Annotated in this window: 10 protein-coding genes; 1 reads left to right on the top strand and 9 read right to left on the bottom strand. The window is 73.0% G+C overall.

What is annotated here, in order from left to right:
- Nucleotides 1-50 precede the first annotated feature (50 nt).
- The 3 genes from AC0HI0_RS25550 to AC0HI0_RS25560 form a co-directional block, all read right to left on the bottom strand.
- The gene (locus tag AC0HI0_RS25550; protein WP_480926039.1) at nucleotides 51-2,552 is read right to left on the bottom strand and encodes an ABC transporter permease; all 2,502 of its coding nucleotides are present in this window, start codon (nucleotides 2,550-2,552) and stop codon (nucleotides 51-53) included.
- Between the two features lie 5 nt (nucleotides 2,553-2,557).
- Nucleotides 2,558-3,310 (bottom strand): ABC transporter ATP-binding protein, encoded by a 753-nt coding sequence (locus AC0HI0_RS25555; protein ID WP_480926040.1) that lies wholly within the window; start codon nucleotides 3,308-3,310, stop codon nucleotides 2,558-2,560.
- Between the two features lie 434 nt (nucleotides 3,311-3,744).
- Entirely contained in the window at nucleotides 3,745-4,242 is a 498-nt protein-coding gene (locus tag AC0HI0_RS25560) for a MarR family winged helix-turn-helix transcriptional regulator (protein ID WP_480926041.1), read from the bottom strand.
- 141 nt (nucleotides 4,243-4,383) lie between these two features.
- On the opposite strand from AC0HI0_RS25560, the gene AC0HI0_RS25565 reads away from it, so the two are divergent.
- Complete coding sequence (locus AC0HI0_RS25565) at nucleotides 4,384-5,565, top strand: FAD-dependent monooxygenase (protein ID WP_480926042.1); 1,182 nt, start codon at nucleotides 4,384-4,386, stop codon at nucleotides 5,563-5,565.
- A 40-nt stretch (nucleotides 5,566-5,605) separates the two neighbouring features.
- On the opposite strand, the gene AC0HI0_RS25570 is transcribed toward AC0HI0_RS25565, so the two are convergent.
- The 6 genes from AC0HI0_RS25570 to AC0HI0_RS25595 all read right to left on the bottom strand — a co-directional run bounded on the left by AC0HI0_RS25570 (nucleotide 5,606) and on the right by AC0HI0_RS25595 (nucleotide 16,242).
- Nucleotides 5,606-8,572, bottom strand: coding sequence for a helix-turn-helix transcriptional regulator (locus AC0HI0_RS25570; protein WP_480926043.1), 2,967 nt, complete (start codon nucleotides 8,570-8,572; stop codon nucleotides 5,606-5,608).
- 11 nt (nucleotides 8,573-8,583) lie between these two features.
- Nucleotides 8,584-8,772 carry a hypothetical protein gene (locus AC0HI0_RS25575; RefSeq protein ID WP_480926044.1) on the bottom strand — a complete coding sequence of 63 codons (189 nt, stop codon included), beginning with the start codon at nucleotides 8,770-8,772 and terminating at the stop codon, nucleotides 8,584-8,586.
- Nucleotides 8,773-8,937: 165 nt separating this feature from the next.
- Nucleotides 8,938-11,298 (bottom strand): chitinase C-terminal domain-containing protein, encoded by a 2,361-nt coding sequence (locus AC0HI0_RS25580; RefSeq protein WP_480934382.1) that lies wholly within the window; start codon nucleotides 11,296-11,298, stop codon nucleotides 8,938-8,940.
- Nucleotides 11,299-11,818: 520 nt separating this feature from the next.
- Nucleotides 11,819-14,671 carry an AfsR/SARP family transcriptional regulator gene (locus tag AC0HI0_RS25585; protein ID WP_480926045.1) on the bottom strand — a complete coding sequence of 951 codons (2,853 nt, stop codon included), beginning with the start codon at nucleotides 14,669-14,671 and terminating at the stop codon, nucleotides 11,819-11,821.
- 411 nt (nucleotides 14,672-15,082) lie between these two features.
- Nucleotides 15,083-15,736, bottom strand: a complete 654-nt coding sequence (locus tag AC0HI0_RS25590) for a DedA family protein (protein ID WP_480926046.1) — start codon at nucleotides 15,734-15,736, stop codon at nucleotides 15,083-15,085.
- A 314-nt stretch (nucleotides 15,737-16,050) separates the two neighbouring features.
- A complete protein-coding gene (locus tag AC0HI0_RS25595; RefSeq protein WP_480926047.1) occupies nucleotides 16,051-16,242 on the bottom strand; it encodes a DUF397 domain-containing protein in 192 nt (63 codons plus the stop codon).

A 16,242-nucleotide genomic window follows, 5' to 3' on the forward strand; every position in this document is an offset into this window, starting at 1 on the left:
GAGGGGGTGACCCCTCGGGTGGACGGCCGTCGACCGTCGCGGCGCACGGGTCAGGCGTCGGCCATCCCCGCGACGACCGAGGTGCGCGCGGCCCGGCGGGCGGGCAGGGCGGCGGCCAGCACGGCGGCGATCACGGCGGCCCCGAGCATCGCGCCGATCTGCCCGAACGGCACGGTGAAGGCCAGCGAGACCGCGTCGGTGGACACCGCCGTGGTGATCACCCAGCCGAACCCGACGCCCAGCACCAGGCCGATCGCCGCGCCCATCACGGCCATCAGGACCGACTCGACCACGAGCATCAGCCGCAGCTGGCCCCTGGTCAGCCCGAGCGCCCGCAGCAGCGCCGACTCGCGGGTCCGCTCCAGCACCGACAGCGTCAGCGTGTTCGCGATGCCGAACAGCGCGATCACCACGGCCAGGCCGATCAGCGCCCAGATGAACGCCAGCACCTGGTCGAGCTGCTTGTTCAGCTGCGCCTTGGTCTCCGCGGCCGAGTCGAGCGCGGCCAGCGGCGAGGCGTCGGTGACCTTCTCGACCGCCGCGCGGCCGTCGGCCACGCCGGGCCGGAGCTTGATCATGATGCTCTGGTAGCCGTCCGCCTCCGGGTCGAGCTTCGCGGAGGTCTCCAGCGTCACCACGCCGTCGCCCAGCCGCTGCCCGGACACCAGCGCCACGACCTTGAGCGCGTGCTCGCCGTCGTCGGTCTTGACCTTGGCGGTGGAGCCGACCGACAGGTTCTGCTCCTTGGCGTAGTCGGACTTCAGCGCGATCGTGCCCTCGCCGAGGTCGGCCAGCGAGCCGCTGTCCACGGTCGGCCGGAACAGGTCGCCGATCGAGTTCTTCGCCACGCCGACGAAGTACGCGTCCCGGGTGGAGATCTGGGTGGTGGGCGCGACCTTCTCGACGGCGGGCACGGCGGCCAGCTGCGTCGCCAGGTCCTGCGGCAGCAACCGGCTGGGCACCGAGGAGGTCACCGTGTAGTCGGCGGGCATCCGCTGGTCGACCTGCGCGTTGGCGGTCTCCTTGGCGCTGCTGGCGACCACCGTCACCAGCGCCACCACGGTCACGCCGATCATCAGCGCGGCGGTCGTCGCGGCGGTGCGCTTGGGGTTGCGGCCGGCGTTGGCGGAGGCCAGCTTCGCGGGCACCCCGAACAGCGCGCGGGGCACCACGCCCAGCGCCCGGTTGACCGGGCCGACCAGCAGCGGGCCGAGCACCAGCACCGCGCCCAGCAGCAGCATCGTGCCCGCGCCGCTGGTCAGCATCGCGGGCATCTCGTTCTCGATCCGCATGCCGAGCACGACCGCGCCCGCGCCGCAGATCCCGAGCAGGACCGCGATCAGCACCCGCAGCTTGCCGGTGCGCGAGACCTCCTCGTGGCTGTCGGCCTGGCTGCGCAGGGCCGCGATCGGGGCGACCCGGGTGGCCTTGCGGGCGGGCAGCACGGCGGCCAGCACGGTGACCAGCACGCCGACGCCGAACGCCGCGAGCACCGTCGTGGCGGTCACCGGCAGCCGGACCTCCATGGCCGTCTCGCCGCCGCCGAACCCGCTGATCACCTTCTGCATCAGGGCGGACATGCCGAGCCCGCCGAACAGGCCGATCACCGACGCGATCAGGCCCATGGCGAACGCCTCGGCCAGCACGCCCCGGAACACCTGCTTGCGGCTCGCGCCCACGCAGCGCATCAGCGCCAGTTCCCGGGTCCGCTGCGCGACCAGGATGGTGAAGGTGTTGTAGATGACCATGGAGGCGACCACGAGCGCGATCACCGCGAAGGCCATCAGGAACGTGGTGAACTCGGCGGCCTGCGAGGCGATCTCCTTCAACGTCGCCTCGGTCACCTGCTCACCGGTCTGGATGGTGAACCCGTTCTCGCCGACGGCCTTGCGGACGCCGTCCGCGACCTGCTGCTGCGTGAAGCCGTCGGCCGCGACGGCGACCGCCTGGTAGGGCAGCCGGTCCGTGGCGAAACCCTCGAACCCCTCCGCCGACAGCACCAGGTGGTCCATGGCGGCCAGGGAGACCTGGCCGACACCCTGCTTGTAGGTGCCGACCAGGGTGTACTGGTGCTTCTGCTCGTCCTTGCCGAGCAGCGTCACCGGCTGCCCGACGGTCAGCTTCGCCGTGGACGCGGTGCGCACGTCCACCGCCACCTCGGTCGCGGTGGTCGGGTAGCGGCCGTCCGCGAGGTCGTACTCGCGCAGCTTCTCGACGGTGCCCAGCGGGACCGCGAACGCGGTCTTGGCCTTGCCGTTCGAGGCGATCAGCGGCACGGAGGCGTAGTCGCGGGTGTCCGCGCCGGCGACGCCGGGGGTCTTGCGGATCTTCTCCAGCGTCTCCGGCGAGATCCCCTTGTTGTCGCCGGAGGTCGTGACCGAGACGTCGACGTTGCGGGCGCTCTTGGCGAACTCGTCCCGCATCCCCTCGCTCATGGCGTCGCTGAGCACCAGGGTGCCGGTCACGAACGCCACGCCGAGCGCGATCGCCACCGAGGAGAGCACCAGGCGGGCGGTGCGGGCCTTGAGGCCCGCGATGATGGTGCGCAACATTCAGGTCACGCACCCAGGTGCTTCAGCGCGGACAGCACGGAGTCGGCGGTCGGGTTGTCGATCTCGCCGGCCAGGTGGCCGTCGGCCATCAGCACCACGCGGTCGGCGTAGGACGCGGCCACCGGGTCGTGCGTCACCATGATCACGGTCTGGCCGAGCTTGCGCACCGACATGCGCAGGAAGTCGAGCACCTCCGCGCCGGAGCGCGAGTCCAGGTTGCCGGTCGGCTCGTCGGCGAAGACCACGTCGGGCTTGGCGACCAGGGCCCGCGCACAGGCCACGCGCTGCTGCTGGCCGCCGGACAGCTCGGTCGGCTTGTGCTTGAGCCGGTCCCGCAGGCCCAGCACGTCGACGATGGTGTCGAACCACTGCCGGTCGGGCTTGCGGCCCGCGAGTTCCAGCCCCAGCAGGATGTTCGCCTCGGCGGTGAGCGTGGGCAGCAGGTTGAACGCCTGGAACACGAACCCGATCCGGTCCCGGCGCAGCTTGGTGAGGTCCTTGTCCCCCAACGAGGTGATCTCCGTGCCGCCGATCTGCACCGCGCCGCCGTCGACGCTGTCGAGGCCGGCCAGGCAGTGCATCATCGTGGACTTGCCGGAGCCGGAGGGCCCCATGATCGCGGTGAACTTCCCGGCCTCGAACGCGACGCTCACGCCGTCCAGCGCCCGGACGGCGGTGTCGCCCTTGCCGTAGACCTTCACCAGGTTCGCGGCAGCCACAGCGGTACGGGTTCCGACGTCGGACACCAGTGCGGACATGCTCCCTCATTCCCTCTGCTCAAGCGGACAGGGGAAAGGTATGGGCGGTCCGCGTGCCCGAACATCACCTTGGCGGTGGAACCCGTCGTCCACCTGCGGGATGACCTGGCCTGGTCCCTTGGACTACGAACGCGGTTGCCCGACCCCCACCCGGTGCGGACACTTCCGGTCGTGACCGGGCCGGTGATCCCCCGCCGCACGACGACCCGGTCTTCCACGGGCCCGGCTCCAGCCAGGTCCGGGGCGGCGACCCGAGCGCGCACACCGAGCACGCGTTGGCGACGGGCCGCCGGCCGCTCGCCCCCGGCTGCTGCTCGGCGAGGGCTACTGGGAGCACGCGCCCGACGCCGCCCGGCCCGCCGCCCGCGCCGATGCCCACCGGGCCTCGTGGCTGCGCGGGTGGCAGGACGTGCCGGGGTTCGCCTACCTCACGCTCACCGCGTGACGTCCGGCCGGCGCTCGTCGGCGGGTGCCGCGAACCGGGCCGCGAGGTCGTCGGAGAAGCGCTGGAGCAGCTGGAAGAAGGTGCGGCGGTCGTCGGTGGACCAGTCGGCGAGGGCGTCGCGGAACCAGCCGCCGATGGTGCGCAGGTAGTGGTCGGCGACCTCGGTCCCGGCCGGGGTGGGTTCGACCCGGCGGGCGCGCCGGTCCTGGTCGTCGGCCAGGCGGCGGACGAACTCCCGCCGTTCCAGCTCGTGCACGTGCCGCGTGACGTGCGGGCCGGCGACCTGCATCCGGGCCGCGATCTCGCCGACGCGCAGCGCGCCGCCGGACAGGTGCAGCACGACCAGCACCGTCAGCGCGGGCCGGTCGAGGCCCGCCCCGGCTTCGGCCATGGCCCGTTCCGCGAGCCCGCTGCGGTTGAGCACGTTGCCCAGTTGCATCAGGCGGGGCAGCACGTCGCGCAGTTCGGACTCGTCGGGGTCGGACATCGGGCTCCGTTCGATACCTAAGTTAGGTATACAGTGGGTGGGGTGCGGCGCGTGGAGGCGCACCGGCACACCCACTTTATCGGTACCTAAGTTAGCTATCCACAGGGGCGCGCGGGTACGCCCGCGCGTCGAGGAGGGGACATGACCGAGCAGACCGTGCTGATCTCCGGGGCGAGCGTGGCGGGGCCCGCGCTGGCGTTCTGGCTGCACCGCGCCGGGTTCGCGGTGACCGTGGTGGAGAAGGCGGACGCCCCGCGCGCCGGCGGCTACCCGATCGACGTGCGCGGCACCGCGCTGGAGGTGGTCCGGCGGATGGGGATCCTGCCCCGGCTGCGGGACGCGCACGTCGACACCCGCCGGCTGACGTTCCTCGACGCCGACGGCTCGGTGGTGGCCGCGCTCGACCCGCAGGCGGTGGTGCGCGGCGACGACAGCGACGTCGAGGTGCGCCGGGGAGACCTCACCGCGGCCCTGCACGACCTGGTCCGCGACACCGCCGAATTCCGGTTCGGCGACTCGATCGACACGCTGGCCGAGCACGCGCACGGGGTCGACGTCACCTTCCGCAGCGGCCTGCGGAGGTCGTTCGACCTGGTGATCGGGGCCGACGGCCTGCACTCGCGCACCCGCTCGCTGGTGTTCGGGCCCGAGGAGCGGTTCCACCGCTACCTCGGCTACTGCTTCGCGGGCTTCACCCTGCCCAACTTCCTGGGCCTGTCCCAGGAGGGCGTGATGTGGACCGTCCCCGGCAAGGCGGCGGTGCTCTACGCGGTCAAGGGCAGCGACGAGCTGCACGGCTTCCTGAACTTCGCCCGGCCCGACCCGCCGTTCGACGCGTTCCGCGACCCCGAGGCGCAGCGGGAACTGGTCGCCGAGACCTTCGCCGGGCAGGGCTGGGAGGTCGGGCGGATGGTCGCCGCGCTGCGCGCGGCCGACGACGTGTTCTTCGACGTGGTCAGCCAGATCCACCTGCCGCGCTGGTCCGACGGCCGGGTCGGGCTGGTCGGCGACGCGGCGCACGCCCCGTCGTTCCTCACCGGGCAGGGCACCAGCCTCGCGCTGGTCGGCGCGTACGCGCTGGCCCACGCGCTGGCCACCGAACCGGACCACACCGCCGCCTTCGCCGCCTACGAGCGCACCACCCGCGAGTTCGTCACGCTCAACCAGGCGCTGGTCGGCGAGGGGAGCGCGACGATGTTCCCGACCACCGCCGAAGCCCTCGCGCGGCGCAACGCCGGGCTCGCCTCGCTCACCTCGGTGCCCGTCGAACTCGCCCGCCCCGAGCACTCGGCGCTCACCCTGCCGGACTTCCCGGCCGCCTGAGCGGGGCGCGGTCGGCGGACCGGACGGGCCGCCGACCGCGTCACGCCTGGTCCAGCAGCCCCCGGTCGAAGGCGATCGCCACCGCCTCGGCCCGCCGGCTCGCGCCGAGCTTGGCCATGATCCGGGTCAGGTGCACGCTGACCGTCTTCTCCGAGATGTAGAGCTCCTCGCCCACCTCGCGGTTGGTCCGCCCCAGCGCGACCAGCCCCAGCACCGAGCGCTCGCGCGGCGTGAACGGGTCCACCCGGGTCCGCGCGGTCTCCGCGTGCAGCGCCACCCGCGCCCGCCGGGCCACCAGGTGCACGGCGTCGCGCAGCGGCGCGGCGCCCAGCCGGTCCGCCACGTCGTCGGCCAGCCGCAGCTCGGCCACCGCGTCGTCGCGCCGGTCGGCCGCCAGCAGCGCCTCGGCCAGCCGCCAGCGGCACACCGCCTGCTCGAACACCGAGCCGAAGTCGAACTCGTCGGCCGCCGCGCGCCAGGCGTCCGGGTCGGACGCCCCGCGCAGCCGGCTCTCCTCGGCCGCCACCCGGGCCAGCCACGCCCGGCCCTCCGGCCCCAGCGAGCCGGTGCGCGGCGAGCCCATCTCGGCCGTGGTGCGCGCGTAGTCGGCCAGGTCCCGCCCGGCCGCCACCGCCGCCTCCTCGCCGTCCCGGTCGCGCCGCCGCCGGGCTCGGGCGGCCAGCTCGGCGTACCCCGCGACGCCGAGAGCGGACAGCCTGATACCCGACAGCGCCCAGTCGCCGCCCTCCCGGCGCGACCACGCGATGGCGTCCGCGACCCGGTCCACCGCCAGCTCCGGCTGCCCGCGCCACAGCGCCAGCTCCGCGCCCGTGCCGCCGGTGATCAGCGCGATCTGGAGGTCGCGGTGCCAGTCCGCCCGCAGCTCCCCGATCAGCCGCTCGGCCTGCTCGAACTCCCCCCGGCTGACCAGCACGTGGGTGCCCGCCGCGGCCAGCCGCGCGGACACCGTGCTCGACACCCGCAGGCCGGGCGGCTCGGCGGCCACCGCCGCGCTCTCCCAGTCGCCGACGTAGTACCTGGTCAACACCTGGAGGATGCGCAGCTCCAAGCCGTAGGAACTCCAGGTCAGCCCGGTTTCCTTGGCCCGCGCCATGCCCTCGTCGAACACCCGGGCCGCGTCGGCCAGCTCGCCCAGGTCGTAGTGGTGCAGCCCGAGGAAGTACCGGGCGCGCAGCTCGGTGTTGACCGCGTCGACCTGCACCGCGAACGTCACGGCCTCCTCCAGGTGCGACCGGGCCGACGCCACGTCCGCCGCCGCCTCGTCCAGCAGGCCCAGCGTGGCCAGCGCGTCGGCCACCGCCGCGTCCGCGCCGGACTCGCGGCCGTCGCGCACCGCGTCCTCGGCCCGCTCCCGCGCCTCGGCGTACTTGCGGTCGTGCCGCAGCTGCGCGGCCCACACCGCCAGCACCCACGCCCGGGACGCGGTCGCCGGGCGGTCGCGCACCAGCTTCCACGCCTCCTCGATGGCGACGAACTTCTCCGCCTCGGTGCCGTCGATCACCTGCAACGACTGGGCGAAGCGCCGCCACATCTCGGCGGCCTCCTCCGGCGTCTCGGAGTCGACCAGCTTCGTCCCGCTGCGCGCGAACGCGATGGCCCGCTCCGGCTGCCCGGCGGTGCCCGCCACCCAGGACGCGCGGCGCAGCAGCAGCAGCTCGGTCACCCCGGCCGGGCGGTCCGCCGCCGGCACCGCCTGCCACAGCTTCAACGCCTGCTCCAGGTGCCGCAGCGCCTCGGCGGGCGCGCCGGCGGCCTGGGCCTCCTGCGCGGCGTCCACCGACGCGCGCAGCGCGCGGGCCAGGTCGTGGCTCTCCAGCGAGTGGTGCGCGAGCGCCGCCGCCGACCCCCGGTCGGACAGGTCGGCGGTGCGCGAGGCGTACGCGGAGTGCAGCCGCACCCGTTCGCCCGGCAGCAGGTCGCCGTAGACGGCCTCGCGCAGCAGCGCGTGCCGGAAGGTGAAGACCTCGTTGCCGTTCACCACCAGGACGTGGTGCTGCACGGCCTCGCGCAGCGCGCCGTCCAGCGCGGCGTCGTCCATGTCGGCCACGTGCCGCAGCAGGTCGTGGCGCACCGAGCGCCCGGCGACCGACGCGACCCGCACCACGTGCTGCGCGGCGGGCATCAGCCGCTCGATCCGCGCCAGCAGCACCTCGGCCAGCGTCCACGGGATGCCGGAGCCGCAGGTCGCGACCGCGATCAGCTCCTCGGCGAAGAACGGGTTGCCGTCCGAGCGCTCGGCGACCTCCAGCACGATGTCGTCGGGCAGGTCGTCGGCCAGCGCCGCCACGAACGAGCGCGCGTCGATCGCGCTGAACGGCGTGAGGTCCAGGCGCTGCACGGCGGGCAGCCGCACGAGTTCGGTGAGCAGCGGGCGCAGCGGGTGGCTGCGGTGCAGGTCGTCGGAGCGGTAGGTGCCCACGATCAGCAGCCGCTGCGCGCGCAGCCGGGAGAACAGGAACGACAGCAGGTAGCGGGTGGACGCGTCGGCCCAGTGCAGGTCCTCCAGGACCAGCAGCACCGGCCGGTCCTCGGCCAGCTCGCCCAGGATGCCGTGCACCGCGTCGAACAGCTGCAACTGGCCGACGTCCTGCTCCGGGCGGCGGCCGACCAGGTGGGACGGCAGGCCCGACAGCCCGCTGTCCTGGGTGGCGGGCAGCGACAGCTCGGGCAGCAGCCGGCCGAGCGCGGGACGGGCCTCGATGTCGAGCAGACCGGCCTCCCGCAGCTGCCCGAGCGCTTCGGTGAAGGGCAGGTAGGGGAGGCCGGTCTCGCCGACGTCCAGACATCGGCCGGTCAGCACCAGGGCGTCGGCGGCGGCGGCGAGTTCGTCCACCAGCCGCGTCTTGCCCACGCCGGCGTCACCGGCCAGCAGGACCGCGCCCGCCTTGCCGCGGGCGGCTTCGTCGAGGGCGGCGCGCAGCCTGGCGATCTCCCGGCTACGCGCCACCAAGGGGATTCCGGTACCAAGGCGTGCCACGGGTGGCATGTTCGCACACCTCAGGCGGCGTCGCGGTGACCATTTCGGGGAAGCGGCACCGAGGGGCCCGTACGGTGGCGCAACCGCCGCCACCACGAGCGCCTCGGTGCCGCCGACTGCCGGGCAACGCGGGCGTGTGCCGCGTCGGCGCGCAGGGCCGCCTGCCGGTAGTCGATCTCCGCCTTGATGGCCTCGGGCGTCCACTCCATGATGTCCGTCTCCTCGTTCGCGCTTTCTCATCCGCTGACGAGGAGAAGATTCGTCCTGAGGCGTCGGTCCGGGCATCGGGCGTTCACGTGGGTTCAGGGCCTGGTGCCCTTACCCGCCGCCGTAAGGGGTGGCAGACGGCGGGTAAGGGATGCCTCAGGCGGGCCTCAGCAGGCCCCCAGGTCGCTCCAGACGCCCCACTGGCCGGTGGTCCCGGGCTCCTCGCCCTGGGTCCACCACTTGGCCTGCCACTTCTTGCCCTTGTGGGAGACCTGGTTGCCGCCGTTGTAGACCTTGGCGCGGTCCCATCCGGCGACGGTGCAGGTGTTGGGGTTGGTCGTGGTGGTGGTCGTCGTCGTGGTCGTGGTGGTCGAGGTCGACGTGGAGGTCGAAGTCGAGGTCGACGTGGACGTGGACGTCGGGGTGGTGGTGGACGTCGGGATGACGCCGCCGCCACGCGGGTGGTCCGACGCGATCGCGTAGGTCTGCCCGCCGAAGGTGAGCTTGAAGTTGGACGGCGACGCGATCGGCAGCTGGTAGCTCAGCGCCACGTCCACCGACGCGCCCGGCGCGAGCGTCTGCCAGGACGGCAGGGTCAGCTCGACGTGCTGGAAGTCACCCTTGAGGCCGCCGACGTTCGGTCCGGAGTGGCCCTTCTGGGTCACCCGCAGGCCGAAGCCGGACTGGTCGGACATGGTGCCCGGCGCGCTGGTCCCGTAGTCGAACTCGATCTTGGTGCCACCGGGGAGGGTGGAGGTCGAGTTGTTGGTGATCTTCAGCTTCGGGTTGATCGGGTAGTTGTTGTCGCCCAGCGCGAAGCCGGAGACCGTCGCCGACACGTTGATCACCTGCGTGGGGGGCGTCCCGTTGGCCTTCTGCGCGCCGTACGGGGCCGCACCGCGCAGGCCCTGGTCGAGCTTGGTGATCAGGGTGTCGCCGATGGTGTACTGGTTCTTGGCGCTGTCGAACTTGTAGTCGCCGGCCAGTTCCCAGATCATCACGCCGCCGAGGCCCTTGTCCGCCACCCACTTCGCCTTGGCGGCGATGGACTGCTCGTCCTCGGTGGACAGGAACACCTTCTTGTCGGCGTTCCACAGCCACGGCGCGGCCATCGTGCTGTCGTAGTAGCGGACGTAGGTGCCCGAGATGCGGTCGTCCGGGTCCGTCTTCGGGGTCAGGCCGTACTGCTCCAGGTAGTCCGGCGTGATCTCGTTTTCGAGGTTCTTGGCGTGCCACATGGGGTTCGCGCCCGCGGGCACCTCGGCGCCGGCCTTGTCCAGGTCGTGCCACAGGTTGTCGATGCCGATCGCGCCCGAACCGCACGGCGTGGTCGACCCGACGTTGCCGCCGGTGCCGGGCGGGCACTTCTTCTGGTCGGCCAGCGGTGCCTTGCCCCACAAGCCGTTCGTGCCGCCGGTGACGTTGTTCCAGCCACGCGTGTAGAACGGCACGCCGACGTTGATCCGGCCGGCCTGCATCGCGCCCCGGAAGTAGTGGTACGCCCAGTCCGCGTTCAGGTAGCCGGTGCCGTCGTACGCGCCGTAGACACCGCCCGCGGCGAGTTCGCCGTCCTTGCCGTCGTCGAACAGGGCGGCGTTCGGGCCGACGAAGTGGTTCCACGCGCCGTGCAGGTCGTAGGTCATCATGTTGACGTAGTCCAGGTAACGGGTCACCTGGTACGCCTCCTGGCCGCGCAGCAGCCAACCCGAGGCGGGCACGGCGGCGGTCAGCAGGTAGTGCTTGCCGTCGGCCGCGGAAGCCCGGTCGAGCTTCTCCCGCAGCGTCTTCATCAGGGCGTCGTAGCCCTTCCACAAGGTGGCGCGGTTGGCGTCGGAGATCCAGTAGTCGTCCGGGTTGCCCGCGTACTTGTTGGACGTGGCGTACTCGTAGTCGATGTCGACGCCGTTGAAGCCGTACTTGCGGATGAACTCGACCGCCGAGTCGGAGAAGGTGTCGATCGACGCCTGCGACTGGGCCATCTTGTAGAAGCCGCCGGACGCGTTGCGGCTGCCGTCGGGGTTCAGGAACCCGCCGGTCTCCGCCCAGCCGCCCACCGAGATGAGCGTCTTCACGTTCGGGTACTGCTTCTTGTACTTGTTGAGCAGGTTGAAGTGCCCCTTGTAGGGCAGGGTCGGGTCGAGGTCGACACCCGGCCAGGTCATGCCGGTGGAGGCGTTGTCGGGGCCGTCCGGGCCGACCGAGACCTTGTTGGCCGCGTCGATGTGGGCGAACGCGTAGTTGAGGTGCGTGACCTTGGTCCAGGGAATGTCCGAGGCGAGGTACGCAGGCGCGCCGTTCTTGCCGGTGCGCCAGCTCGTGAAGTAGCCGATCACCCGGCGGGACTTGTCGCCGCCCAGGTTCTCGCGGCCGTTGGTGTCGTAGACCGAGCAGTAGGGGACCGAGACGCCGGGCGTCTGGTAGAGGCCGTCAGGGCGGCACTCCTCACCACCCGCGGCGCTCGACGTGGACGGGGACACGACAGCGATGACGAGTCCCGCCGCTGTGGCGAGCAACGCCATCAGCGGCATCAACCTTCTGGACACTAGCCGTACCTCCTGCACCAGGCGGCGGCCTCGACGCAGAGTGGAGCGAACGAAACGTAAATAGGTCCAGACCTTTCTGTCAATAGGTCCAGACCACTCAACCGATCAGGCCGCCCGACAACGGTTGCGGAGAGCGCTCTCCACGCCGGAATCCCCCACCCACCACACGAATCGCCCGCACCTGAACGGCCCAGCGCAACCCCAACGGCCCACGTCGATCGGCGGACCGCCCGCCGCACCGGACCTCACCGCCGCCCCGGTGGGCCGGCCCACCCGCACCACCCGGCCACGCGAACCGCCCCGGCGACCGAGGACCGCGCCGGCCCGCACAACCCGGGAGAGGCCCGGCCGGCGAGTGCGAGCCGAACCGCGCGATGCCGGTGATACCGCACCCGGTTGCCGTGCGCGCTCCCCCGCATTCCGCCGGCCGCGATTCGACCATTCCGCCGACGCGATCGCGCGGGTTCTCCGCGACGCGTTTCGGGAAACCCGATCCCGGAACGCCTCAGACCACCGAGGCCGCCCGCGCACGGGCCAGCCGCGCCCGCACCGAATCGGCCTCCGGCGAGTTCAACTCGGTGAACAACGCCAACGCCCGCTGCCAATGCGCGATCGCGCCGGCCATCCCCTGCCGGTCGAACACCGTCGCCAGCCGGTCGTGCGCCAACGCCTGGTGGTAAGGGCTCATCGCCGCCGACGCCACCGACAACGCGGTGCGCGCCGAAGCCACCGCCTCGGACAGCTCACCGGATTCCAGCAGCACCGCCGCCAGGTCGGTGTGGCAGGTCGACTCCCCGCACTGCTCCCCCACCTCCTGGTAGATCCGCACCGCCGCGCGCAGCCACGTCTTCGCGTCCTCGTAGCGCCGCATCGCCAGGTACAGCGGCCCCAGGTTGTGGTGCGCCGCCGCCTCCGCCCAGCGCGACCCGGCGGCCCGGCTGACCTCCAGCGCCTCGCGGTAGAACTTCTCCGCCTCCTCCATCCGGCCCAGCGTCTGGAGCATGTCCGCGACCGTGGTCAGCGCCCGCGCCTGCGCGTTGACGTCCCCGCCGGCCCGCGCCACCTCCAGCGCCTCGCGCATCCGGACCAGCGCCTCGTCCCACCGGTCGAACTGGGCCAGCGCCACGCCGAGGTTGAACAGCGTCACGAACCGCGCCTCGGGATCGCCCAGCGACGTCGCCGCCCGCATCGCCAGTTCCGTGGACCGCAGCCAAGTCGCCCGATCGGTCCGCAGCCAGAAGAACCGGGACAGCGTGTACGGCAGCTGCCACGCGTGCACCAGCCACGCCCGCTCGACCCCCTCGCCCGCCAACTCCGCCGCCGCGATCAGGTTGCCCTGCTCGGCGTCGAGCCACGCGGTCGCGTCGCCCGCGCCGGTCAGCTTCGGCACCTCCTCGGGCACCAGCTCCGGCGCGACCCGCACGCTGCCCCGGCCGACCGGCAGCAGGCCGTCGGCCAGGTCCGCGCAGTGCAGGTAGAAGTCCAGCATCCGGCTGGTCGCCTCGTGCTGCTCCTCCGGGCCGAGTTCGCCCGCCAGCGTGCGGGTGTAGACCCGGACCAGGTCGTGCGCCCCGTACCGGCCGGGCTCGCCGACCGACAGCAGGTTCGCCGCCGTCAACGCGTCCAGCGCGCGCTGCGCCTCGGACACCCGGACCTTCGCCATCGCGCCGACCACGTACGCCGTCACGTCCGCCCCGGGGTGCAGCCCCAGCAGCGCCAGCAACCGCGCGGGCAGCGGCGACAGCGCGCGCCGCGAGGCGTCCAGCGCCGCCCGCACCGTCGAGTCCTCGTCCTCCAGCCCCAGCGCGGCCAGCCGGCCGTGCTCGTCGTCCAGTTCCGCGACCAGCTCGGCCACCGGCAACGACGGCGACACGGCCAGCCGGGCGGCGGCGATCCGCAGCGCCAGCGGCAGCCCGTCGCACAGCACCGCCAGCCGGCGCATCGCGCCGACCTCGCTGCCGTCGCGCCCGGCGACCCGGCCCAGCACCTCGACGGCCGCGTCGGTGTCGAGCATGTCCAGCTCCACCATCCGCGCCTCGGCGTGCGCGACCAGCCCGACCAGCCGCCGCCGGGAGGTGACCACGACGCACGACGGCGAGCCGGGCAGCAGCGGCATCAGCTCGGTGGAGCCGCGCGCGTTGTCCAGCATCACGACCATCCGCCGGTCCGCGACCAGCGTCCGGAACAGCGCCGAGCGCTCCTCCACGGTCACCGGGATGTCGGCGGACGGCACGCCCAGCGTGCGCAGGAACCGGTTGAGCACCTCGCCCGCGCCCAGCGGCTCCTGGTTGGGGTCGTAGCCGTGCAGGTCCACGTAGAGCTGGCCGTCGGTGAAGTCCTCGCGCACCCGGTGCGCCCAGTGCAGGGCCAGCGCGGTCTTGCCGACGCCCGCCGGGCCGGTGACCACCAGCACCAGGCCGCCGGACGGGTCCGAGTCGCGCAGCCCGTCCAGCCGGTTCACCTCGGTGTCCCGGCCGATCAGCGCGACCGGGGCGCGCGGCAGCTGCGCGGGGGTGGTCGGCAGCGCGGGCTCGGGCGGCGGCACCGGGATCGCGATCGGCCGGGTGGGCCGTTCGGGCTCGGGGTTCTCCCCGGCCAGCACGGCCTGTTGGAGGCGGCGCAGCTCGGGGCCGGGCTCCACGCCCAGCTCCTCGATCAGCACCTGGCGGGCCTCCCGGTAGACGCCCAGCGCCTCGGCCTGCCGGCCCGCCTGGCACAGCGCGCGCATCAGCAGGCCGTGCCCGCGCTCGCGCAACGGGTGCTCGCCGACCAGCGCGGTCAACGCCTGGACCAGTTCCGCGCCGCGCCCGGTCAGCAGCAGCAGCTCGGCCCGCTCCTCCAGCACGGCGAGCCGGCGTTCGGCCAGCCGGCCGCGTTCCACCTCGGCGAACAACCCGGCCACGCCGCCCAGCGGCTCGCCGCGCCACAGCGCCAGCGCCTCGTCCAGCGCGACGGCGGCGGACTCCAGGTCGCCGGTGGCCCGCAGCCGCCCGGCGGTGACCACGCCCCGTTCGAAGGCGTCGAGGTCGACCGCGTTCGGGTCCAGCCGCAGCAGGTAGCCGTCGCCCACGGAGGTGAGCAGTTCGGCGGGCGCGCGGCGGGCCCGGCTGGGTTCCAGGGCGCGCCGCAGGCCCGCCACGTAGGTCTGCACCAGGTTGACGGCGCTGCTGGGGGTCGCGTCACCCCACACCGCCTCGATGATGTGGCCCCGGCTGACCGGGGTGTTGCGGGCGAGCAGCAGCACCGCGAGCACCGCGCGCTGCTTGGCGGCACCGAGGTCGACCTCCCGGGCGCCGCGCCGCACCCGGAGAAGGCCGAGCACCTCGAACCGCAAGGGCTCCCCGCCGTCGTAGTCCACCGACCGATCCTTCGCCGAAGGGCATTGGCCAACCGAAACTACCCGATCCGGCAACGGCGCCGGCGAGATCACTTCAGTCCGACTCCAGTCGGGCTGTAGCCGCGTACTTACGCTAAGCGTGTCCGACCAACCACACAGGGCGAACCCCGGTGGGGGAGGTTGGACCAGACAGCGGAACACCCGCTGCTCCCTGATCGACGAGGGCAGGCCGGCGTGCAAGGGGCATCCAGCCCGCGGCGGCGGAACGCCGGCCCGCCCTCGTCCCCAGCTCCACGGGGAGAGGTCATCCGGTAGGGGATGGCCTTTCTCCTTTGCCCTCCCCCCTGTCGAAGGGGCCGTGTTCGGGACCCGAACCCCCGAACACGGCCCCTTCGGCTGTGCGCGCCCGGGGTGCGGCGCGCCCGGCAGCGGCTACACGACCTCTTCGACCGGCTCGGCCGGGGCGGCGGCGACGGCGGCGTTCTTCTTGCGGCGGCGCAGGAACACGACCACGCCGACGACCACCGCGACGCCCATCACGCCCCACATCGCGCCGTTGAACACCGATTCGATGTACTTCGCGGACGCACCGGCCGCCGAGCCGATCCCGATGTGCAGGGCCGACCAGCAGACCGCGCCCGCGATCGAGGCGGGCAGGAACCGCCGGTACTCCAGCTTCGACGCGCCGGCCGACGCGGGCACCAGGGTCCGCACCACGGGCATGAACCGGGCCACGAACACCGCCCACGCGCCGCGCCGGCGCAGCAGGTCGCCCGCGTTGTCCCAGTGCTGCTGCCCGAGTTTGCGGACCACCTTGCTCTCCCGCATCCGGTCGCCGAAGCGGCGGCCGAGGAAGTAGCCGATGCTGTCGCCCGCGACCGCGCACACCGAGACCACCAGCCACATCACCAGGAACCTCGGCACGCTGGTGACCGTGGTCGCGGCCAGCAGCAGCGCGCTCTCGCCCGGCGCGATGAAGCCCACGCCGATCGTGCACTCCGCCAGCGTCAGGCCGCCGGTCACCGCCAGCACCGCGGGCTGCGGCAGACCGGCCAGCCCTTCCAGCGCATCGGTCAGCAACGCCATCGTGTTCCCCCAAGCGAAGTTCGTGGTCGCGGTGATCGTGCGGGATGGTGCCGGCGGCTCCGACGGACCGGCCGCGCGGGCTCGGTCCGCCACGCCCGGGGACCGTCGTCGGCCCCTGCCGGACGGGTGGGTTCGCCACCACCACCTTCCGGCGACGAGTTGACCGGAAAGTCCGACCCGCGCGCATCGGACCGGGGTCTCACGGTCGTCAGACCTTGGTCGTACCGGACCCCCGGCAAAAGTCGGGGGCGGGCCCTGACGGACCCGCCCCCGCGGCGCCCGGACCCGCGAGGGGTCCGGGCGCGGTACCGCGCTCAGCGCTCGTCGCCGCGCCCCCTCTTCGCGAATCCGAGGAATCGGGACCACTGCGCGGCACCGAAGTCCAGCGCGGCGCCGGACCGGTTCTTCGAATCGCGCACGACCGCGCCCGAGCGGACCAGCGCGATCTCCACGCAGTCCGGTCCGGAGGCGGACGAACGCCTGCTCTTGCGCCACTCCTGCGGCAT

The organism is Saccharothrix sp. NBAS 001, assembly GCF_056640475.1.